Here is a 21,742-nt window from a genome sequence, read left to right as displayed (position 1 = left end):
TCGCGGTGCGGGATCCGCCCTCGGCGGCACCTGGCACGGCGGCCCGGCGTGACACTGTCGGAGGGGCGGGCTACTGTCATCTGCTGTGCTGGAAGAGTTGCGTATCACCGGTCTCGGCGTGATCGAGGACACCACCCTCCCGCTGACCCGTGGCATGAATGTCATCACCGGTGAGACCGGTGCCGGCAAGACCATGGTCGTCACCGGGCTGGGGCTGCTGTTCGGCGGGCGTGCCGACGCCGGCCGGGTGCGGGCCGAGCCGGGCCGGGCCACGGTCGAGGGCCGGCTGCGGCTGTCGGGCAGCGCGGCCAGTGCCGTGGCCGCCCGCGTCGCCGAGGCGGGAGCCGAGTCCGACGACGACGGCACGCTGCTGATGAGCCGCACCGTCACCGTCGAGGGCCGCTCCAAGGCCCACGTGGGCGGGCGGACCGTGCCGGTGTCGCTGCTCAGCGACGTCGGTGAGCAGGTCGTCGCGGTGCACGGGCAGTCCGACCAGCTGCGCCTGCTGCGGCCGTCGGAGCAGCGCGGTGCGCTGGACCGGTTCGCCGGCCCGGAGCACGAGAAGCTGCTGGTGGAGTTCAAGGAGTTGTTCGGCCGCTGGCGGGCCGTGGCCGAGGACCTCGCCGACCGGCGGGCCAACGCGCGCACCCGGGCCCAGGAGGCCGACCTGCTGCGGCTCGGCCTCGACGAGATCACGCGGGTGGACCCGCAGGCCGGCGAGGACGAGGAGCTGCGCGCCGAGGCCCAGCGCCTGGAGCACGCCGAGGGTCTGCGCACCGCCGCGCACATCGCGCACCAGGCGATCGCGGGCGGCGGCGAGACCGACAGCGAGGACGCGACCAGCCTGGTCGGCACCGCCCGGCGCACCCTGGAGTCGCAGTCCACCGTGGACGCGAAGCTGGGGGAGTACGCCGCCCGCCTGGAGGAGGCCGCGTCGCTGCTCGGCGACGTGTCCGTGGAGCTGTCGACGTACCTGGCCAGTCTGGACGCCGACCCGGCCCGGCTGCAGCAGATCTACGAGCGCCGCGCCGCGCTGCGCTCACTGACCCGCAAGTACGCCGACGACATCGACGGCGTCATCGCCTGGGCCGACAACGCCAAGGCCCGCCTGGCCGCGCTGGACACCTCCGACGAGCTGCTCGACGAGCTGGAGCGCGAGATGAACCGGCTCGCCGGTGAGGTCGCCGAGCTCGCCGCGAAGCTGCGCGCGGCCCGGCTGGACGCCGCCGGGCGGTTCGCCGACAAGGTCACCGTGGAGCTGGCCGGCCTGGCCATGCCGCACGCCCGCATCTCGGTGCTGGTCGTGCCGCGCCCGGCCGGTGACATCAGCCTCGTGGTCGACGGGGTCGAGTCCGGGATCACCCCCGACGGGGCCGACGACATCGAGCTGCGCCTGCTGGCGCATCCCGGTGCGCCCGCGCTGCCGTTGCAGAAGGGCGCGTCCGGCGGCGAGCTGTCCCGGGTGATGCTCGCCATCGAGGTCGTGTTCGCCGGTGTCGGCGGCCCGCCCACGCTGGTCTTCGACGAGGTGGACTCGGGTGTCGGCGGCCGCGCCGCGGTGGAGATCGGACGCCGGCTGGCCCGGCTGGCCCGCAACCACCAGGTGCTGGTCGTCACGCACCTGCCGCAGGTCGCCGCGTTCGCCGACCGCCACCTGGTGGTGGCCAAGGACACCGGCGGCGCGATCACCACGAGCGGCGTACGCGTCGTCGAGGAGACCGAGCGGGCCCGTGAACTTGCCCGCATGCTGGCCGGCCTGCCCGACTCCGATCTGGGCATCGCCCACGCGGAGGAGCTGATGGCCGTGGCGGCCCGCGAACGCGCCGCCTGACCCCGTACCACCGCTGAGGGCGGTGCGCACCACACCCGTGGCGCGCACCGCCCTCAGCGCGTTCTGGCGCACCCGTTCTGGCATTGACGGTGGCCTATCACATCGACTATTTCGAGATCAGAGTCGATGTGATAGGCCACTGTCAATGCAAAGGCGGGGCAGGGAGCGCGCCGCCCGGGGCGGTAGGCGAGGGGCGGGTCAGTGCTGCTGACCGAGTTCCAGGGCGACCACGCCGGCCGCGACGAGGACCAGCCCCACGACCTGGAGCCAGCTGAACCGGTCCTGGAAGAAGACCACGCCGGCCAGGGCGACCAGGGCCACGCCGATGCCCGCCCAGATGCCGTACGCCAGCCCGAGGGCCATGCCGCGCTTGAGCACCTGGCTCAGGAGTACGAACGCGGTGACGTAGCCCACGACCACCACCACGGAGGGGATCGGCTTGGTGAAGCCCGCGGAGGCGCGCAGGCACACGGTGGCGACGACTTCGGCGAGGATGGCTCCGGCGAGCATGACGTAGATCACGAGGCTCACTGTAGGTGGCGATCTTCGGGTCGGCGGTCGCGTGCCGTTGCGGTTACCGTTGATGTCGCGCGAGGTTTCGGACATCACAATTCAGCCCGTCTGGGCCGATCAACGGGTGTCGTACGCGCCAATACCGGACTGACATGCCAGGATGGCTGCGATGCGTCTTCCCACCTTGCGCCGGACCCGGCCCGCCGAACCGGGGATCCTGACCGGCACCGCACGGCTCGATCGCCGGACCAAACGTCTGGTCGGTCGACTGCGCCCGGGCGAGATCGCCGTGATCGATCACGTCGACATCGACCGGGTCGCGGCCGACTCCCTGGTGGCCGTGGGGGTGGCGGCGGTGCTCAACGCCAAGCCCTCCATCTCGGGCCGCTACCCCAACCTCGGTCCCCAGGTGCTGGTCGAGGCCGGCATCACCCTGCTCGACGATCTCGGCGAGGGGGTGTTCCAGCAGATCCGCGAGGGTGATTCGGTCCGGGTCGAAGGCAACACCGTCTTCGTACGCGGTGAGCCGGTGGCGCACGGGGTGCGCCAGGACGGCGACTCCATCTCCAAGGCCATGCTCGACGCCCGCGAGGGCCTGTCGGTGCAGCTGGAGGCGTTCGCCGCGAACACCATGGAGTACCTCAAGCAGGAGCGGGAGCTGCTGCTCGACGGTGTCGGCGTGCCCGATATCAAGACTCAGATCTCCGGCCGGCACTGCCTGATCGTGGTACGCGGTTACGACTACAAGGCCGATCTGGACGTGCTCCGGCCGTACATCCGCGAGTTCAAGCCGGTGCTGATCGGGGTGGACGGCGGTGCGGACGCGCTGGTCGAGGCGGGCTACACGCCCGACATGATCATCGGTGACATGGACTCGGTCACCGACGACGTGCTGCGGTGCGGCGCCGAGGTGGTCGTGCACGCCTATCCCGACGGCCGGGCGCCGGGTCTGGACCGGGTGCACCAGCTCGGTGTGTCCGGGATCACCTTCCCGGCGGCGGCGACCAGCGAGGACATCGCGATGCTGCTGGCCGACGAGAAGGGCGCGACCCTGATCGTGGCGGTCGGCACACACGCGACGCTGGTCGAGTTTTTGGACAAGGGCCGCGGGGGTATGGCTTCGACGTTCCTCACCCGGCTGCGGGTGGGCGGCAAGCTGGTCGACGCCAAGGGTGTGAGCCGGCTCTACCGGCAGAGCATTTCAGGTTCCTCGTTGCTTTTGCTGGTATTGTCCGCCATCGCGGCGATGGCCGCGGCTGTCGCCGTGTCCACGGTCGGCAAGGCCTACCTGTCGCTGGCCGCGGAGTGGTGGGACGACGTGATGTTCCACCTGCAGCGGCTGTTCTAGGACCCGGACGATCAAGAGGCTCTGACGTGATCAACTTTAGGTACCACGTGGTGTCCATGACGGCGGTATTCCTGGCCCTGGCGATCGGGCTGGTCGTGGGGACTGCCGCGCTCAACGGCCCGGCGGCCGACGCCCTGGAGAAGAACGTCAACGCGCTGCGCGCGACCAACTCGCAGCTGCGCGACCAGGTCACCGGTCTGCGTGACCAGGCCAACCGCGAGGAGCAGTTCGTCACCGAGGCCGCGCCGATCATGCTGAACGGCAAGCTCACCAACCGTCGGGTGCTGCTGCTGGTGCTGCCCTCGGGTCGCGACCAGGTCGAGGGCGTCGAGAACATCCTCAAGACCGCCGGTGCCAAGATCGCCGGCACGGTCGAGCTGACCGACAAGTTCTTCAACCCGGACCACAGCGTCGAGCTGCTCGACCTGGAGAACAAGGCGGAGCCGGCCAGCGTGCCGACCACCGCGATCCCGGCCAACAGCGACGGTGTCGAGTCCTCCAGCGCGCTGCTGGCCGCAGTGCTGCTGGACCGCAGCCCGGCCGTGCCCGCGCCGGACCGCGCCGCGGTGCTCACGTCGTACAGCAAGCTCGGCTACCTGACCACCAGCGGGGCCGTGTCCGGCCCGGCCGAGGCGGTCGTGCTGGTGAGCGGCTCGCCGTACACCGACAGCCAGGCGGCGGGCAAGAACGCCTCCGTGGTCACCACTGCGGTGCAGTTCGACCACGCAGGCGTGGCGGTGGTCGGTGGCGTGCTCGGCGGCGAGGGCAACCTCATGATCGAGGTACGCGACGACGCCACGCTCGCCAAGACCATCTCGACCGTGGACAACGCGGAGACGGTGCAGGGCCAGGTCGCCGTCGCGCTGGCGCTGCACGAGCAGTTCTCCGACAGCAAGGCGGGCCACTACGGCGTCGGCCCCAACGCCAGCGCGCTGCTGCCGCAGCAGCAGAAGTGAGCTGACGTGGGCTTACTCGCCAGAGCGGCACTGATCGGCCTGGGCGCTTACGGCGCCCGGGCCGCCCTGCGTATGGTGCGCGACCAGCCCCGGGCCAAGGAGTTGGAGCGGACGAACTTCCGCGGACGCACGCTCACCCTGGCCGGCGGCCCCGCGCTGGCGGTCTCGGCGAGCGTCACCAGCGCTCTCGGCGCGGGCGACCCGCGCACCGCCGCCGCCGCGCTGGCCGCGGGCCTGTCCAGCGGCGCGGTGGGCCTGTACGACGACGTCGTGGGCGCACGCCCCGACCAGAAGGCCGACAAGGGCTTCCGTGGACACCTGCGGGCGCTGCGCGAGGGCCGGGTCACCAGCGGCCTGGTGAAGATCGCCGGGGTGGGCGCGGGCGCGTTCGTCGCCGCGGCGCTACTGCCCAACCGCCGGGAACGGGGCAGGTTCGGCCGGGCTGCCGAGGTGGCCCTGGGCGCCGGTGTGATCGCCGGCAGCGCGAACCTGATGAACCTGCTCGACCTGCGCCCTGGCCGCGCGCTCAAGGCCGGTGTGCTGGTCGGCGTCCCGCTGACCGCCACCCGGGCGGGCGGCCTGGCCGCCGGTCCGGTCGGCGCGAGCGTCGGCCTGCTGCCCGCCGACCTCGGCGAAGAGATCATGCTCGGCGACTCCGGCGCGAACGCGCTCGGCGCGCTGCTCGGGGTCAGCGCGACCGCCCGCACCGGGCTGTTCGGCCGCGCCGCCATGCTCGCCGGCATCGCCGCGCTGACGGCGGCCAGCGAGAAGGTCAGCTTCACCAAGGTCATCGAGCGCACCCCGGTGCTGCGCGAGATCGACGCCTGGGGCCGCCTTCCCGCCGCCAAGGCCGCGCCGAGCGCCGTCACGGAAGAGGCCGTCATCGCGCCTCCGGCCGTCAGCCGGACCGGCGTGCCGCCGGAGCCGGGTCAGGTTCCAGCCGCACAACTGCCCACGTCGGGTCCGGGCCACGTTGCGGAACCGGCGGTGCCCGGTGCGGCCCAGGTCGTCGACGAGGCAGCCGAGCCGGTCGTGAAGCGGCCCGCCGGCAAGAGCGCGAAGCAGGCGAGCAGCGCACGAGGTGAGGTGGCTGCCGGGGGTGGGCCGGGCGATGCCGGGGCCGCCGTGGATGCCGACCACGCCACGGACGTTTCCCCGGCCGGGCCGGCCGCGGAGAAGCCGAGGCCACGAGCACGGGCGCCGCGCCGTACCGCTTCATGACCGTGACCGCTGACGACAAGGCCGCGGCCCCCTCGGGCACCGGCCCGGCAGCGGCCCGCATCGCGGGCGCCGCGACGCTGATCGCGCTGCTGACCGTGCTGAGCCGGGTGGCCGGCTTCGGCCGCACCCTGGTGTTCGCGAAGACCGTCGGCGACGGCGGGCTCAGCGGCATGTACCTGTCCGTCAACACCATCCCCAACATCATCTTCGAGATCGTGGCCGGCGGGGCGCTGGCCGGCCTGGTGGTGCCGCTGCTGGCCGGGCCGCTGGCGGCGGGTGACCGCGCCCAGGTGCGCCGCACCGTATCCGCGCTGCTCACGTGGGCGCTGGTGGCCCTGATCCCGCTGGCGGCGCTGTTGTGGCTCGCGGCCGACCCGGTGGTCACCCTGCTGCAGTCCAAGGCGTCCCCGGAGCTGCACGACGCCGGTGTGTCGATGCTGCGGGTGTTCGCGCCCCAGGTGCCGCTCTACGGCATCGGCATCGTGCTCACCGGCGTGCTGCACGCGCACCGCCGGTTCGCCTGGCCGGTGCTGGCCCCGCTGCTGTCGAGCCTCACCGTGATCGGTGCGTACCTGCTGTTCGCCGCCGCGGCCGGCACCGATCCGGCGCCGGGCTCGGTGAGCGGGAGCGAGCTGGCGATCCTGTCGGTCGGCACCACCCTCGGCGTGGTCGTGCTCACACTGTGCCTGATCATTCCGGTCGGCCGGCTGGGCCTGCGGCTGCGGCCGGTGTTCCGGGTGGAGCCCGAGCAGCGACGGCGGATGACCGGGCTGGCGCTGGCGGGTGTGGCCACGGTCGTGGCGCAGCAGGTCGCGCTGCTGGTCGCGATCATCCTGGCCGGTCAGGTGCCCGCCTCGTCGCCCGACACGGCGTCCGTCGTCACGCTCTACAACTTTGCGATGACCCTCTACCTGCTGCCCTGGGCCGTGCTCGCAGTGCCCGCCGCGACGGCCGCCTACCCGGCGATCGCGACCGCGTACGCCACCGCCGACCATGCCGCGCTGCGGCTCACCGTGGCCCGTACCAGCCGGGCGGTGCTGCTGCTCAGCGGGCTCGGCGCGGCCGGGCTGGCCGCGGTGGCCGCGCCCGCGGCGGCGTTCCTGACCGAGGGCGACGGCACCGCGGAGCTGACCGCGGCCGTGCTCGCGTTCGCGCCGGGCCTGCTCGGCTACGGGCTGGCCGCACTGCACCAGCGCACCCTGTACGCGATGGGCGCGAACCGGCTCGCCGCGCTCGGGGTCAGCGGCGGGTGGGCGGTCACGCTCGTCAGCGCGGTGGTCCTGTCCGGGGCGCTGCCGGACTCGCAGCGGGCGGCGGCGCTGGGCGCGGCGAACTCCATCGGCATGCTCGTGATGGCGGTGCTGCTGGCGGTGGCGGTCCGTGCCCGAACGGGCGGTAACGCCCTGACCGGCATGGTCCGTGCCGCACTGGCCGCTTGTGCGGCCGGTATGGCGGGCGCCGTGGCCGGTGTCGAGGCGGGACGGGCGGTCGTCTCCGGGACCCCAGGCATCATGGGTCTGGTCGGACAGGGCATGCTGTCCGGTGGCGTGTCGCTTGTAGTCTTCCTGCTCGTGTGTGCCCTGCTCGACCTGCCGGACCTGCGTCCGCTGCTCGAGCGGGTGAGCCGAAGGCGCGGATGACCGGGCGGGCGCGGCGGGCGAGGGCAGGAGGACCGTTGACCACGGGGACGGAATGGACCGGCAGCGTCGTGCTGCTGCTCGCCTCCAGTACGGGCGGCATCGGGCAGCACGTGGCCGGGCTGGCCGAAGGGCTGACGCGGGCCGGGTGCGACGTGACCGTCTGCGGTCCCGCCTCGACCGAGGAGCACTTCCGCTTCACCGACCGCGGCGCGAGTTTCCACCCGGTTGAGATCCCCGCCGAGCTGCATCCCAGTGACATGCGGGCGGTACGCACGCTGCGCCAGTTCCTGGCGACGTCGCGCCCCGACGTGGTGCACGCGCACGGGCTGCGGGCCGGTCTGGCCGCCGCGCTGTCCCGCCCCACCTGCCCGCTCGTGACGACCTGGCACAACGCACCCCTGCGCGCCGGCCTGCGCGGCCGGGTGCACACCCTGGTGGAGCGGATCGTGGCGCGCTCCTCCGCGGTCACCCTCGGCGCCTCCAGCGACCTGGTCACGCGCGCCCACGCGGTCGGCGCGAGGGACGCGCGCATGGCCCCGGTGGCCGCCCCCCGGCTGCGGCGCACCCGGCGCAGCCGGGCCGCGGTGCGCGCCGGGCTGGGCCTGACCGACGGGGTGCCGCTGGTGCTGTCCGTGGGCCGCCTGCACCCGCAGAAGGCGTACGACATGCTGGTCTCCGTCGCCGCCCGCTGGCGGGACATGTCCCCGGTGCCGCGGGTGCTCATCGCCGGCGAGGGCCCGGCCTACCTCGACCTCGCCGCCCAGATCTCGCAGCTGCGTGCCCCGGTGACCCTGCTCGGGCACCGCACCGACATCGGGGACCTGATCGCCGCCGCCGACCTCGCCGTGGTGACCAGCGTCTGGGAGGCGCGCCAGCTGTTCGCCCAGGAGGCGCTGACCGGCGGGCTGCCCCTGGTGGCGACCGCCGTCGGCGGCATCCCCGAGCTGGTCGGCGACGGCGCACACCTGATCGAGCCGAGCGACCCGGACGGGCTGGACAGCGCGGTGCGCAAGCTGCTCGGCGACGGGGCCGCGCGGTCGCGGCTGGCCGAGCGCGGGCTGTCCCAGGCCGCCACCTGGCCCGACGAGCAGGCCAGCATCGACGGCGTGCGCGCCGTGTACGCGGAGCTGGTCGCCGAGATCCGTACGGAGCAGGTCTGATGCTCCGCCGGCCGGCACCCCTGTCCACGGCCCTCCTACTGACCCTGCTGGCGCTGCTCGGTCTCGTCCTGCCGCTGGCCGGGACGCTGTTCCCGTCGGCCGCGGCCGCCGCGGGGCCCACCACCGAGGACGACGAGGCCGATTACGTGCTCATCGCGGGTGCGGCCGGGCTGCGCTGGGACGACATCGACGCCGACCGGACCCCGAACCTGTGGAAGCTGGCCGAGCGCGGCTCGATCGGTTCGCTGTCGACCCGGTCGGCGCACACGCCCACCTGCCCGGCCGACGGCTGGCTGACGCTGGGCGCGGGCAACTACGCCGAGCGCACCGGCGTCGGCGAGAAGCCCGCCGACGGCGCCACCCAGCCGGACCCCGACGCGCCCCAGCTGTGCCAGAAGCTGGACGTCGCGATCGAGCGCCCGGACGCGATCGGGGCCTACCTGCCCGACCAGGAGGCGGTCGTGGAGCGCCAGCGCGAGCTGCCGTACGGAACCGTGCCGGGGGCGCTGGCCCAGTCGGTGCGCTGCACCGCGGCGGTCGGCCCGGGGGCGGCGGTCGCGGCGGCCCGCTCGTACGGCCGGGTCGACCGGTATCACCCCAAGCTGCCGGCCGCGCCCGAGGCGACGAAGGCGCTCAACGAGTGCCTGCTCACCATCGTCGACCTGGGCGCGATCGACGGGCGCACCCCGGCGCAGCGGCTGCGCCAGGCGGCCGCCGTGGACAAGCAGCTCGGGCAGCTGCTCGCGGCTCGCCCGAAGAACTCCACGCTGCTCGTCGCCGGGGTCGCCGACACCGAGGCCAGCTCCCGGCTGCACGCGGTGATCGCCGACGGCAAGGGCTGGGAGGGCGGCTACCTGACCTCGGCCACCACCGGCCGCGCCGGCTACCTGCAGCTGGTCGACCTCGCGCCGACCGCGCTCCACCTGCTCGGCCGGGACGTACCCAAGCGGATCATGGTCGGGCATCCGGCCGTGCTGGCCGACGGGCGTCCGGCGGACCTGGGCCAGGCGACCGCGGCGGGCACCGACGCCGACCGGCGCGCCGCAGCCTCCCGCACCGTGTCGGCGTCGTTCTTCTGGCTGCTGGCGCTGGTGCAGATCGGCCTGTTCACGGCCGTGGTGCCGCTGCTGCGGCGCAGTTACCGCCATGCCGGGCCGACGGGACCCACCCCGCCTCCGCAGCGGCTGGTGAGCCTGCTGGAGGTGCTGTTGACCGGCGCCTCGCTGGCGCTGCCCGCCGCGCTGATCGCCGGCGTGGTGCCATGGTGGCGGTTCGGCCGCCGCGGTCTGATCTTCGGCCTGGTCACGGCCGGTATCACCCTGCTGCTCACGTTCGTCACGGTCCGGCTGCCCGTGTACCGCAAGCGCACCCTCGGGCCGGTCGGCGTGGTGGCCGCGATCGCCGCCGCCGTGGTCGGCATCGACCTGTTGACCGGGGCTCGGCTCCAGCTCAACGGCGTGGCCGGCTACTCGGTGCTGGAGGGCACCCGGTACGCGGGCATCGGCATGGTCGGCATGGGCGTGTTCTTCGCGGGGGTGCTGCTCACCGCGGGCACGCTGGCCCAGCTGGTGCCGCAGCGCAACCGCCCGCTGCTGGTCGGCGCGATCGGCGCGGCGGGCGTGCTGCTGGTCGGCATCCCGGCGCTGGGCGCCGACGCGGGCGGCGCCGTCGCGCTGACCGCGGGCGTGTGCCTGACCGCGGCGCTGTGCCCCGGCGGCTGGCTCACCTTCAAGCGGCTCGCCCTGGCCATGCTCGCCGGGCTGGCCGCGACCGTCGTGTTCGCATTGGTCGACGTGCGCCAGCCGGTGGACCAGCAGGGCAGCCTCGGCCGCTTCCTCACCCAGTTGTCCGACGGCACCTCCGGGCCGACCCTGAGCCGGCTCGGCGACGCCAACCGGATCGCCCTGTTCACCAGCCCGCTCACCGTGCTCGCGCTGGTCTCGGCGGTGTTCCTGTGGGTGGTGCTGATGCGCCCGTGGGGCGGCTTGAAGCGGCTGTACGGCATCTACCCGGCCATCCGCGCGGCGGTGGCCGGTCTCTGGCTCGCCTCGATCGTGGGCGGGCTGCTGGGCGGCGCGGCGCTCAACGTGATGGGCGCCGCGGCCGCCACCGCGATCCCGATCCTCACGCTGGGGGCGATGCGGGTCCTCGGCCACGCCGCCGACCGCACCCGGATCGCCGAGGAGTCGCCGAACCCGCCGATGAGCGAGGGCAACCCGGTGGCGGAGCAACCACCGGCCCCCGTCGCGGTGACCGACGACACCCCCGAGGCGGTTTCGGGCCCGTAGCCCGCGGATGAACGCCGGACCCGTGTTAGGGTGAAACCCCGTGGTAGCAGCGCGGACGACCAAGCATATTTTCGTTACGGGAGGCGTCGCCTCCTCACTCGGCAAGGGGCTGACAGCCTCCAGCCTCGGGACTCTTCTCACCGCTCGCGGTCTGCGGGTGGTCATGCAGAAGCTCGACCCCTATCTCAACGTCGACCCTGGAACGATGAACCCGTTCCAGCACGGCGAGGTCTTCGTGACCGAGGACGGCGCCGAGACCGACCTCGACGTGGGGCACTACGAGCGATTCCTCAACCGTGACCTGTCGGCCAAGGCCAACGTCACCACGGGCCAGATCTACTCGGCGGTGATCGCCAAGGAGCGTCGCGGCGAGTACCTGGGCGACACCGTCCAGGTCATCCCGCACATCACCAACGAGATCAAGTCCCGGATCCGGGCCATGGCCGAGCCGGACGAGCACGGCCGCACCCCGGACGTGGTGATCACCGAGGTCGGCGGCACGGTCGGCGACATCGAGTCGCTGCCGTTCCTGGAGTCGATCCGGCAGATCCGCCACGACGTGGGCCGGGACAACTGCTTCTATTTGCACGTCTCGCTGGTGCCGTACCTGGCGCCGTCGGGCGAGCTGAAGACGAAGCCGACCCAGCACTCGGTGGCCGCCCTGCGCAACATCGGCATCCAGCCGGACGCGCTGGTCTGCCGCTCCGACCGGGAGATCCCGGCGGGCATGAAGAGCAAGCTGGCCCTGTACTGCGATGTCGACGCCGAGGCGGTGGTGTCCGCCCCGGACGCGCCGAGCATCTACGACATCCCGAAGGTGCTGCACCGCGAAGGCCTGGACGCCTACGTGGTGCGCCGGCTGGGCCTGTCGTTCCGTGACGTGGACTGGTCCACCTGGGACGACCTGCTGGAGCGGGTGCACCATCCGGTGCACGAGGTCACCATCGCGCTGGTCGGCAAGTACATCGACCTGCCGGACGCGTACCTGTCGGTGTCCGAGGCGATCCGGGCCGCGGGCTTCGGCCACCGGGCCAAGGTGAAGCTGCAGTGGGTGCCCAGCGACGACTGCCAGACCGCCGAGGGCGCGGCCAAGGCACTCGCGCACGTCGACGGCGTGGTCATCCCGGGCGGCTTCGGCGTACGCGGCATCGAGGGCAAGATCGGCGCGGTGCGGTACGCCCGCGAGAACCGCATCCCGACCCTGGGCCTGTGCCTGGGCCTGCAGTGCATGGCCATCGAGGTGGCCCGGCACGTGGCCGGGGTGACCAAGGCCAGCTCGCTGGAGTTCGACGAGCAGACCTCCGATCCGATCATCTCGACGATGGCCGACCAGGAGGACATCGTCGCGGGCAAGGGCGACCTGGGCGGCACCATGCGGCTCGGGGCGTACCCGGCGAAGCTGACGCCCGGCTCGATCGTGGCCGAGGTGTACGGCGCGACCGAGGTCAGCGAGCGGCACCGGCACCGGTACGAGGTCAACAACGCCTACCGGCCCGCGCTGACCAAGGCCGGCCTGCACATCTCCGGCACCTCGCCGGACGGCCGGCTGGTGGAGTTCGTCGAGCTGGACCGCGAGCTGCACCCGTACTTCGTGGCCACCCAGGCGCACCCGGAGCTCAAGAGCCGCCCGACGCACCCGCACCCGCTGTTCTCGGGCCTGGTGGGAGCGGCGATCGCCTATGCTCAGGCCGACCAGCTGCCCGGCGTGACCGAGGCGGCCGAACCGGTGGCGGCCAAGCGCTGACGCCGGCCGGATACTGATCGACGACGCTGGTCGTGGGACGCCCGTCCCACGACCAGCGTCGTTTCTGGACGAGGAGACCGTGTGTACGAGGTCGTCGGCAGCACCGAGCGGTTCAACGGGCGCATCTTCCGGGTCGTCACCGATCAGGTGACGATGCCGGGCGGAGAGGTCGCTGCGCGGGACGTGGTGCGCCACGTAGGCGCGGTGGGCGTGGTGGCCCTCGACGACGCCGGGCGGGTGGTGCTGGTCCGCCAGTACCGGCACCCGGTGGGCCGCTATCTGTGGGAGCTGCCCGCCGGCCTGATCGACGTGCAGGGCGAGGGCCTGGCCGCCGCCGCGCTGCGCGAGCTGGCCGAGGAGGCAGACCTGACCGCGGGCCGCGTCGACCTGCTGGTGGACATGTTCACCACGCCGGGCTGCTCCGACGAGATGATCCGCGTCTTCCTGGCCCGCGACCTGGTCGAGGTCCCCGCGCACGAGCGGCATGCCCGCACTGATGAGGAGGCCGACATGAAGGTCGACCTCGTCCCGCTCGACGACGCCCTGGCCATGGTCTTCGACGGCCGCATCAGCAACGGCCCCGCCGTCGGCGGCCTGCTCGCCGCCGCCCGCGCCCGCGACACGGGCTTTCAGGGCCTGCGCCCCGCCGACGCCCCGCTCCCGCCCCGATGAGGGGCAGGCGGTAAGCGGCAATTATCCGATTCAGCACTATCCTTGGAGCTACCGCAGGGCGGCAGCGTGCCGTGTTGACACCATGTCAGGCCGACGAGTCATCAGCTTGCATCCTGTCAACCACTTTGGCCCGTTTTCCGGGCCTAGACTGCCGCCGCGGGGGGTAGACCTGCGGCAACGGCGCCGTCGGGCCCTCCCGCAAGCGCAGGTTCGAGGAAGGTGCAGTCGTGAAGGTCGGTATCCCCCGCGAGGTCAAGAACCACGAGTACCGGGTGGCGATCACCCCGGCGGGCGTACACGAGTTCGTTCGCAACGGACACGACGTCGTCATCGAGACCGGCGCCGGTCTGGGCTCCTCCATCACCGACGAGGAGTACGTCGCGGCCGGCGCGGCCATCCTGTCCACCGCGGACGAGGTGTGGGCCGACGCCGAGCTGATCCTCAAGGTCAAGGAGCCCATCGCCGAGGAGTACCACCGCATGCGCGAGGGGCAGGTGCTCTTCACCTACCTGCACCTGGCCGCGTCCAAGGAGTGCACCGACGCGCTGATGACGCAGAAGGTCACCGCCGTCGCGTACGAGACGGTGGAGACCGCCGACCGCGCCCTGCCGCTGCTGGCCCCGATGAGCGAGGTGGCCGGCCGGCTCGCCCCGCAGGTCGGTGCGTACCACCTGATGCGCTTCGCGGGCGGCCGGGGCGTGCTGCCCGGCGGCGTGCCCGGCGTGCGCCCGGCGAAGGCCGTCGTGATCGGCGCGGGCGTGTCCGGCATGAACGCCGCCACCATCGCCCACGGCCTGGCCTTCGAGGTCACCGTGCTGGACAAGAACATCAAGAAGCTGCGCGAGGTCGACCAGCTGTTCAACGGCCAGGTGCGCACCGTCATGTCGAACGCGTTCGAGCTCGAGCGCGCCGTGCTGGAGGCCGACCTGGTCATCGGCGCCGTGCTGGTGCCGGGCGCGAAGGCCCCGACGCTGGTCAGCAACGAACTGGTGAGCCGGATGAAGCCGGGCAGCGTGCTCGTCGACATCTCGATCGACCAGGGCGGCTGCTTCGAGGACTCGCACCCGACCACCCACGCCAACCCGGTGTACAAGGTGCACGAGTCGGTCTTCTACTGCGTGGCGAACATGCCCGGCGCAGTTCCGCACACCAGCACCTACGCGCTGACCAACGTGACCCTGCCGTACGCCGTCGAGCTGGCCAACTACGGCTGGCAGGAGGCGCTGCGCCGCGACCCCGCCCTGAAGCTGGGCCTGAACACCCACGCCGGCGAGATCACCTACGGCCCGGTGGCCGAGGCGCACGGCCTCACCGCCGTGGACGTCGACTCGCTGCTCTGAGCAGTGTTTTCCTGATGCCGGTGGCGCACCCGCGCCACCGGCATCATGCTGTTCACAGCCTGCGACTGCCGGGTTCGGCCCGGATCGTGAAGACACGCCGAGCCGTGGCGGCGCACCGGCGTGGTCGGTGACGTACAGTCGGACGACGACGACACGCATGCGGCCGGTCGGGCAGCTGATGGCCCACTCACGACGGTGCCTCATCCGGCCGGACGGAAGTCGTCGGGAAGGGCGTAGCGGAGATGGCAGGCAACGGGCGCGCGGAGGCATGGACCTCGACGCTGCGGGCGGAACAGTCCCGCATGGACCTCGGTGCTGACCTGGGTCCGGCGGATCCGTCCGCCTACACCGCCCGCAAGGAGATCCCTGAGCCGATGCCGACCGATCGGCACGGTCCCTCCCGGATCATCGCGATGGCGAACCAGAAGGGCGGCGTGGGCAAGACCACGACGACCATCAACCTGGGCGCGGCCCTGGCCGAGTACGGCCGCAAGGTGCTGCTCGTCGACTTCGACCCGCAGGGCGCGCTCTCCGTCGGCCTCGGCGTCAACCCGCACAACCTCGACCTGTCCATCTACAACCTGCTCATGCAGGACGACGTCACCGCCGAGGACGTCATCATCAAGACCGACGTCGCCGGGCTGCACCTGCTGCCCGCCAACATCGACCTGTCGGCCGCCGAGATCCAGCTCGTCAACGAGGTCGCCCGCGAGATGGCGCTGGCCCGCGTGCTGAAGACGGTGCGCAAGGAGTACGACTACATCCTCATCGACTGCCAGCCGTCGCTGGGCCTGCTGGCCATCAACGCGCTGACCGTCGCCCACGGCGTGCTCATCCCGCTGGAGTGCGAATTCTTCAGCCTGCGCGGTGTGGCGCTGCTGCTGGACACCATCGACAAGGTGCGCGAGCGGCTCAACTTCGACCTTGAGCTCGAGGGCATCCTGGCCACCATGTACGACAGCCGCACCACGCACTGCCGCCAGGTGCTGCAGCGCGTCGTCGAGGCGTTCGGCGACAAGGTGTACCAGACCGTGATCACCAAGACGGTCAAGTTCCCGGAGTCGACCGTGGCCGGGGCGCCCATCACCTCGCTGGATCCCGCCTCGTCGGGCGCCCGCAACTACCGGCAGCTCGCGCGCGAGGTCATCGCCGCCGAGGCCGCCCGCCGGTGACCCAGGCCCACCGGCCTGCACCCGCGAACTGACCTGCTGGGATACTTGCGACGTGAGCGATCCCGTGGTGACGGCCGACCCGGCCGGAGAGCAGTCGGCTGAACCGTCCGGTTCAGGCCGCTTCACCGTGCGGCTCACCAACTTCGAAGGCCCGTTCGACCTGCTGCTGCAGCTCATCGGCAAGCACAAGCTCGATGTCACCGAGGTCGCGCTGCACCGGGTGACCGACGACTTCATCGCCCACATCCGGGCCATGGGCAAGGACTGGGACCTCGACGAGGCCAGTGAGTTCCTGGTCATCGCGGCCACCCTGCTCGACCTCAAGGCCGCCCGGCTGCTGCCGGCCGCCCAGGTGGAGAACGAGGAGGACCTCGCCCTGCTGGAGGCCCGGGACCTGCTCTTCGCCCGGCTGCTGCAGTACCGCGCGTTCAAGCAGGCCGCCGCGTTCATCGCCGACCTGGAGGCCACCGGCGGGCGCCGCTGGCCGCGGGCGGTCGCGCTGGAGGCGCAGTACGCCGAGGCGCTGCCGGATCTGATCCTGGGCATCGGGGTGGACCGGCTGGCCAAGCTCGCGCTCAAGGCGTTCACCCCCAAGGCGGCCCCGCCGCTGGTCTCCGTCGCGCACATCCACCAGGTCCGGGTCAGTGTCCGCGAACACGCCGAGCTGCTGCGCAACCGCCTGTTCGAACTGGGCAGCGCCACCTTCCGCCAGCTCACCGAGGACTGCGAGAACACCCTGGAGGTGGTCGCCCGCTTCCTCGCCCTGCTGGAGCTGTATCGCGAAGGCCTGGTCGGCTTCGACCAGGAACTGGCGCTGGGTGAGCTGACGGTGCACTGGACCGGCGGCGAGACGGCCGCAGGCGACCTCGCGGTCGACGACTACGACGGCGACGACGAGGCGAAACAGGCACTCGCCGCCGAGGCCCCGGTGCTGTCCGACGGCGACGAGCCCGACGGCGACGAGCCCGACGGCGACGAGCCCGACGAGGACCCGGCCGACCCGGCTACGGAACTGATCGACCCGGGTACACCGGAGGCGCCGGACGACGCCGCGCCCGCGGTGCAACAGCCCGGCAAGGGTGGGGGAGCAGAAACCAATGAGTGACAACGAGTCCCTCGAACAACAAGCCGCAGCCTGGGTCCCCCCGTGGGCCCGCACCCCCGAAGAAAGCAAGGGCACCTTCTTAACGGATTCCGTAGAGGAAGGGCACCTTCTTAACGCCGAGCCGGAGAGTTCGCTGGTCGAAGGACCAGCGGGCGGGGTGCCGCTGCCCGATGACGCGCGGCTCGATGTCACGGCTGAGCCGCTCGTCGAGCCTGTCGAGCCGGTGGCGGCCGAGCCCGCGGACGACGCATCGGCGACGGCGGAACCGGCGGACGAGGACAGCAGTCTCGACTGCGGACCGGATGACCTGGCCGGTCCCCTGGACACCGCCGAGGACCAGTCCGGAGTCGAGGCCAAGGCGCTGGACCCCGCCGAATCCGGGGAACCGGTCGACGAGCCCGGGGCGGCGGCTGAGCCGACAGCCCCCTCGGAGGCCGAGGTGCTCGACGCCGCTGAGGCGCAGGACGCCGCTGAGGCGCAGGAAGCGGCTGAGGCCCACGATGCCGCTGAGGCGCTCGCCGCGGTCGAGAACGCTCCGGAACCCGAGGCCACAGCACCTGAAGCGACGGCACCTGAGACGACGCGACCCGAGGCGGCGGACGCTGCGGATGACGTGTCCGCGTTCGACGGCCGCTCGGCAGCACCCGCCGACGTGCCGGTCACGCTCGTGGACGACCCGGCTGGGCAGGCGCAGCACGAGCCGGACGACGAGGACGTGGCGGAGATCATCGCCGTCGACGACCTCGCCGCGGCGCTCGGCCTGGACGAACCGACCGCACCGGGCTTCGACGTGGACGGGCCGGACGACAGCGGCGAGGCCGCGGTTGCGTACGCCGGATCCAAGCTCGCCACCCCGCCGCCCGGCCTCGCCGAGGCGGATCTCGTGCCGACCCTGGAGGCGATCCTGCTGGTCGTCGACGAGCCGGTCAGCGAGCTGACCCTCGCTGAGGTGCTGGAGGTGCCCGCCGAGCTGATCGCGGGCACGCTGATCGACCTGTCGGCCTCCTACACCCGCCAGCACCGCGGCTTCGACCTGCGCCGCGCCGCGGGCGGCTGGCGGCTCTACACCCGGGCCGAGTACGCGCCCTACGTGGAGCGGTTCGTGCTGGACGGGCAGCAGTTGCGGCTGACCCAGGCGTCCTTGGAGACGCTTGCGGTGGTCGCGTACAAGCAGCCGGTGACCCGCTCGCGGATCTCCGCGATCCGCGGCGTCAACTGCGACGGCGTCATCCGTACCCTGGTCACCCGGGGCATGATCGAAGAGTGCGGCACCGAGCCCGAGTCGGGCGCCTACCTCTACCGCACCACGAGCCTGTTCCTGGAGAAGCTGGGCCTCGACTCCGTCGACCAGCTTCCGCCGCTGGCTCCCTTCCTACCTGACAACGTCGAGGAGATCGCTGATGAGCAGCGCTGAAGTACGCACTGACGGCGCTGAGAGGCTGCAGAAGGTCCTGGCCCAGGCCGGTGTCGCCTCACGCCGGGCCAGCGAGGACCTGATCGCGGCACGGCGGGTCACCGTCAACGGCAAGGTCGCCAAGCTCGGCGACAAGGCCGACCCGATCGCCGACATCATCCACGTCGACGGCCAGCGCATCGTCACCGACGCGACCCTGGTCTACCTGGCCATGAACAAGCCCCGTGGCGTGGTCTCGACGATGGCCGACGACAAGGGCCGCGAAGCGGTCGCCGACTACCTCGGCAACATCTCGACCCGGGTGTACCACGTGGGCCGGCTCGACGCAGACTCCGAGGGCCTGCTGCTGCTCACCAACGACGGCACCCTGGCACACAAGCTGATGCACCCGTCGTACGAGGTGCCCAAGACCTACCTGGTCGAGGTCGTGGGCCCGCTGCCGCGGGTGGTCGGCCGCGAGCTGATGGCCGGGGTACAGCTGGAGGACGGCCCGGCCCGGCTGGACGACTACCGGCTCATCCAGGCCATCGACAAGCAGGCGCTGATCGAGATCGTCATCCACGAGGGCCGCAACCGCATCGTGCGGCGCATGTTCGAGCACGTCGGCTTCCCCGTGCAGCGCCTGGTGCGCACCGCCATCGGCCCGATCAAGCTCGGCGACCTGAAGGCGGGCCGCCACCGCCGCCTCAACGCCGGCGAGGTGGCCGCCCTGTTCAAGATCACGGACCGCAAGGGCCGCGGTGCGCAGGAGGACACCATCCGCGAGGTCCCCGAGGTGTACGAGGACTGACCCACGCCGCGCCGTGCGGGCCGACCCGCCGTGCCGATCGGTATGGTTGCCGCACCCCCATCACACGCCTGCGAGGAGCCGCCCGATGCAGCCCACCACGGTCACCGACCTGCCCGCCCTGCTCGGTGGGGACGCGGTGGCCGGTGCCGGCCGGCCGCTGCTGACGTACTGCGACGACGCCACCGGCGAGCGGACCGAGCTCACCGCGGCCGACCTCGGCGGCCTGGCCGCACGGACGGCCGCGCTGCTGCGCGAGGACTGCGGGCTCGGCGCCGGATCGCGGGTCGCGGTGCTTCTCCCGCCGCACTGGCAGACCGCTGCAGTGCTGCTGGGCGCCTGGTCGATCGGGGCCGCCGTGTCGTTCCGCCCGTGGGCGACCGCGGGTCTGGTGCCGGTCGGGGTGGGCGAGAACGATCCGCTGGACGTGCTGTTCATCAGCAGCAAGCGGCTGGACAGCTGGCTGGAGCAGGTGCCGGAGGCACGGCACCGCTACGTGCTCGGCCTGGCACCGGGCGGCGCGGCGCTCGACGAGGTGCCGGACGGCTACCGGGACTACGTCGCGGAGGCGGGCCGCCATCCCGCGAGCCTGCCCGCGTACGGGTCGATCGGCAGCACCGACGCGGCGAGCCCCGACGGCACGACCTACCGGCAGTGGGGCGGACTGGCCCAGGGCGTCGCCGACCAACTGGGCCTGCGTGCGGGCGACAAGCTGCTGGTGGACGTGGCCAAGCACGAGCAGCCGGTGATGTGGCTGCTGACGCCGCTGGCGGCGGGCGCGTCGGTGGTGCTGTGCGCCAACCTCGACCCCGACACCCTCGAAGCCAGGGTCGAGGCCGAAGGGATCACCCGCGTCATCTGAGCCCCGGCAGGGAATCAGGCCTCCTGCAGGTAGGTGCCGTGGCCCTCGCGGACGAGGTCGCCGTCGAACACGAGCACCTCGTTGGCCAGGCCGCCCCGCTGGTTGCGGAAGTTGATCACGACGGTCCCGACGCCGGCGTACACGGCCTCGACAGTGAAGTGCAGGTCGGGCAGCCGCTTCAGGCCCTCGCCCCAGTACGTCCGCAGCGCGTCCTTGCCGCGTATCACGCCGCCGGTCTCCGGGAAGAACTGCGCCGCGAGCGGCGAGGAGAACACGACCTCGTCGTGGAAGTGCGCGAGCACCGCCTCCAGGTCGCGCGAGTTCCACGCCTCCGCCCAGCGCCTGCTGAACTCCGTCGCGTCCACCGCGTTCGTCATCGCGTCCCCGTTCCGAGTATTGACTGCCATCCGTCGAATCTCGACGTCCGAAAATAGCCGAGTTCGAGGTAGCGGCGGCACCTGTGTCCACCTCGTGGACACCGTCGTCGGTGGTCGAGCCGAGGCCGCCTTGCCCCTTCTCGCTCCCTGCCCGTAATGGCACGGCGGCTTGCTTGCTCGCCGTAGCGTGGACCGCCAACGCCGAGGACCGCCGCCGGACGTGCGGTCAGGCCGGCAGGGCGTACAACCTCCCGGCCGCGCCCACGTAGACCGTGCCGTCTGCGCCCGACTTCGGATGCTGGGTGATCACGCCCGGGGCGTACCAGGTCCACCGGGTCGTGCCGTCGGGGTTCAGGCAACGCACGTAGGTTTCGTGCCACAGCGGTTTGAGCCAGTGGTAGGTGTCCCAGCGTCGCTGATCGGGCGATGCCGAAACGATCAGCGAGCCCCCGGCGCCCGCGGTGAGCGTGACCGGGGCGACGTTCATGTCGTGCGTCCAGACGGCCCGGTCGCCCTCGATCATCCAGAGCGGGTACGTGTAGATCATCTGCTCCTGCCGGCTGGGCCCGCGCACGGCCAGGCGGGTGGGGCCGCCGTCGATGCCGGGCAGCACCGCCAGGGGCTCGCTGACCTGCCGTGTCGTGATGAACTGGTGCGAGCCGCCGAAGGAGTCCACGAGGTAGTAGCCGCCCCCGTCGTACCAGTCGAAGCGGGCCAGCAGGCGGTCCGTGTCGTAATCCCACAGGCCCTTGATGCGATGATGCTCGTCCGCCGGCTGGTCGAGCCTGACGCCCGCCCAGGCCCAAGCTGCCCACTGCAGCTCCGCGTCATGGTCGTAGGCGTACAGCAGCTTGTTGACGTCGAACACCACGAGGTCGCCGAAGGCACGAAGACGGTAGCCGTCCATGCGATCGGGCAGCGGCACGGCCCAGTGGAGCTCGCCGTCCAGGCCGACCCGGCGCACCTCGCGCTGATCCTGCTGGACCAGGTGACGGTAGACGAACCCACCCCACGGGTCGAACTTCAGCCGGTGTGCCCGTGGTCCCCCGTCGAACGAAGCAACGACTTCGCCGGTGGCGAGTTCCCGGGTCACGATGCGATCGTCTTCGATCCGGTGCATTCGCCCGTCCCGGACGAGCGGATACCAGTCGCCGTGCTCGCCGAGCTCTTGCGACCAGCGGATCTGCCCATCAGGGCTGATGAGGGTGGCCGCGGCCTCGGCGATGATGAGGCAGCCGCCGACGTCCTCGGTGCGCAGCGTCCCGTCGTGGGCGGGAAGCTCGACCGACCAAAGCGGTGATGTGTCTGACAC

The 21,742-nt window shown here is 72.0% G+C and carries 17 protein-coding genes and 1 pseudogene; 15 read left to right on the top strand and 3 right to left on the bottom strand.

Annotated features, from left to right (window positions below):
- Window positions 1–85 precede the first annotated feature (85 nt).
- Window positions 86–1,831: a DNA repair protein RecN gene (recN, locus tag FLL47_RS36560; RefSeq protein WP_144127235.1), complete on the top strand. Its 1,746-nt coding sequence runs from the start codon at window positions 86–88 to the stop codon at window positions 1,829–1,831.
- 198 nt (window positions 1,832–2,029) lie between these two features.
- On the opposite strand, the gene FLL47_RS36555 is transcribed toward recN, so the two are convergent.
- Window positions 2,030–2,353 (bottom strand): DMT family transporter, encoded by a 324-nt coding sequence (locus tag FLL47_RS36555; protein ID WP_144127234.1) that lies wholly within the window; start codon window positions 2,351–2,353, stop codon window positions 2,030–2,032.
- Window positions 2,354–2,513: 160 nt separating this feature from the next.
- On the opposite strand from FLL47_RS36555, the gene steA reads away from it, so the two are divergent.
- The 14 genes and pseudogenes from steA (at window position 2,514) to FLL47_RS36485 (ending at window position 20,053) form a co-directional block, all read left to right on the top strand.
- Window positions 2,514–3,692, top strand: coding sequence for a putative cytokinetic ring protein SteA (gene steA / locus FLL47_RS36550; protein WP_144127233.1), 1,179 nt, complete (start codon window positions 2,514–2,516; stop codon window positions 3,690–3,692).
- Window positions 3,693–3,718: 26 nt separating this feature from the next.
- Window positions 3,719–4,648 carry a copper transporter gene (locus FLL47_RS36545; RefSeq protein WP_144127232.1) on the top strand — a complete coding sequence of 310 codons (930 nt, stop codon included), beginning with the start codon at window positions 3,719–3,721 and terminating at the stop codon, window positions 4,646–4,648.
- Between the two features lie 6 nt (window positions 4,649–4,654).
- A pseudogene (locus FLL47_RS36540) lies at window positions 4,655–5,482 on the top strand (hypothetical protein); the annotation flags it as partial.
- Window positions 5,483–5,865: 383 nt separating this feature from the next.
- Window positions 5,866–7,509 (top strand): murein biosynthesis integral membrane protein MurJ, encoded by a 1,644-nt coding sequence (murJ, locus tag FLL47_RS36535; protein WP_144127231.1) that lies wholly within the window; start codon window positions 5,866–5,868, stop codon window positions 7,507–7,509.
- Between the two features lie 35 nt (window positions 7,510–7,544).
- Window positions 7,545–8,669, top strand: coding sequence for a glycosyltransferase family 4 protein (locus FLL47_RS36530; protein WP_246159126.1), 1,125 nt, complete (start codon window positions 7,545–7,547; stop codon window positions 8,667–8,669).
- Entirely contained in the window at window positions 8,669–10,957 is a 2,289-nt protein-coding gene (locus FLL47_RS36525) for an alkaline phosphatase family protein (RefSeq protein WP_144127229.1), read from the top strand. Before FLL47_RS36530 ends, FLL47_RS36525 begins: the two co-directional genes overlap by 1 nt.
- Before the next feature lie 40 nt (window positions 10,958–10,997).
- Window positions 10,998–12,701: a CTP synthase gene (locus FLL47_RS36520; protein WP_144127228.1), complete on the top strand. Its 1,704-nt coding sequence runs from the start codon at window positions 10,998–11,000 to the stop codon at window positions 12,699–12,701.
- 81 nt (window positions 12,702–12,782) lie between these two features.
- Window positions 12,783–13,373 (top strand): NUDIX domain-containing protein, encoded by a 591-nt coding sequence (locus tag FLL47_RS36515; RefSeq protein ID WP_246159123.1) that lies wholly within the window; start codon window positions 12,783–12,785, stop codon window positions 13,371–13,373.
- A gap of 227 nt (window positions 13,374–13,600) precedes the next feature.
- Window positions 13,601–14,713, top strand: a complete 1,113-nt coding sequence (gene ald / locus FLL47_RS36510; protein ID WP_144127227.1) for an alanine dehydrogenase — start codon at window positions 13,601–13,603, stop codon at window positions 14,711–14,713.
- Window positions 14,714–14,955: 242 nt separating this feature from the next.
- Window positions 14,956–15,885, top strand: coding sequence for a ParA family protein (locus FLL47_RS36505; RefSeq protein WP_144127226.1), 930 nt, complete (start codon window positions 14,956–14,958; stop codon window positions 15,883–15,885).
- Window positions 15,886–15,949: 64 nt separating this feature from the next.
- Window positions 15,950–16,990, top strand: coding sequence for a segregation/condensation protein A (locus FLL47_RS36500; protein ID WP_246159133.1), 1,041 nt, complete (start codon window positions 15,950–15,952; stop codon window positions 16,988–16,990).
- A 652-nt stretch (window positions 16,991–17,642) separates the two neighbouring features.
- The gene (scpB, locus tag FLL47_RS44465; protein WP_425457798.1) at window positions 17,643–18,404 is read left to right on the top strand and encodes an SMC-Scp complex subunit ScpB; all 762 of its coding nucleotides are present in this window, start codon (window positions 17,643–17,645) and stop codon (window positions 18,402–18,404) included.
- A complete protein-coding gene (locus FLL47_RS36490) occupies window positions 18,391–19,194 on the top strand; it encodes a pseudouridine synthase (protein ID WP_144127223.1) in 804 nt (267 codons plus the stop codon). The genes scpB and FLL47_RS36490 overlap by 14 nt, the downstream gene beginning before the upstream one ends.
- 85 nt (window positions 19,195–19,279) lie before the next feature.
- On the top strand, window positions 19,280–20,053 hold the full coding sequence (locus tag FLL47_RS36485) for a TIGR03089 family protein (protein ID WP_144127222.1): 774 nt from the start codon (window positions 19,280–19,282) through the stop codon (window positions 20,051–20,053).
- 14 nt (window positions 20,054–20,067) lie between these two features.
- Here FLL47_RS36485 and FLL47_RS36480 read toward each other — a convergent pair whose 3' ends face one another.
- Both FLL47_RS36480 and FLL47_RS36475 read right to left on the bottom strand, forming a co-directional pair.
- Window positions 20,068–20,430: a nuclear transport factor 2 family protein gene (locus FLL47_RS36480; RefSeq protein ID WP_144127221.1), complete on the bottom strand. Its 363-nt coding sequence runs from the start codon at window positions 20,428–20,430 to the stop codon at window positions 20,068–20,070.
- Window positions 20,431–20,656: 226 nt separating this feature from the next.
- Window positions 20,657–21,742, bottom strand: a complete 1,086-nt coding sequence (locus FLL47_RS36475; protein ID WP_144127220.1) for a PQQ-binding-like beta-propeller repeat protein — start codon at window positions 21,740–21,742, stop codon at window positions 20,657–20,659.

The sequence above is a fragment of the Catellatospora sichuanensis genome, from assembly GCF_007483665.1.
Taxonomy (GTDB): Bacteria; Actinomycetota; Actinomycetes; order Mycobacteriales; family Micromonosporaceae; genus Catellatospora; species Catellatospora sichuanensis.
The sequence above is the reverse complement of the archived record's forward strand: the minus strand, read 5'-3'. Positions and strand labels throughout refer to the sequence as shown.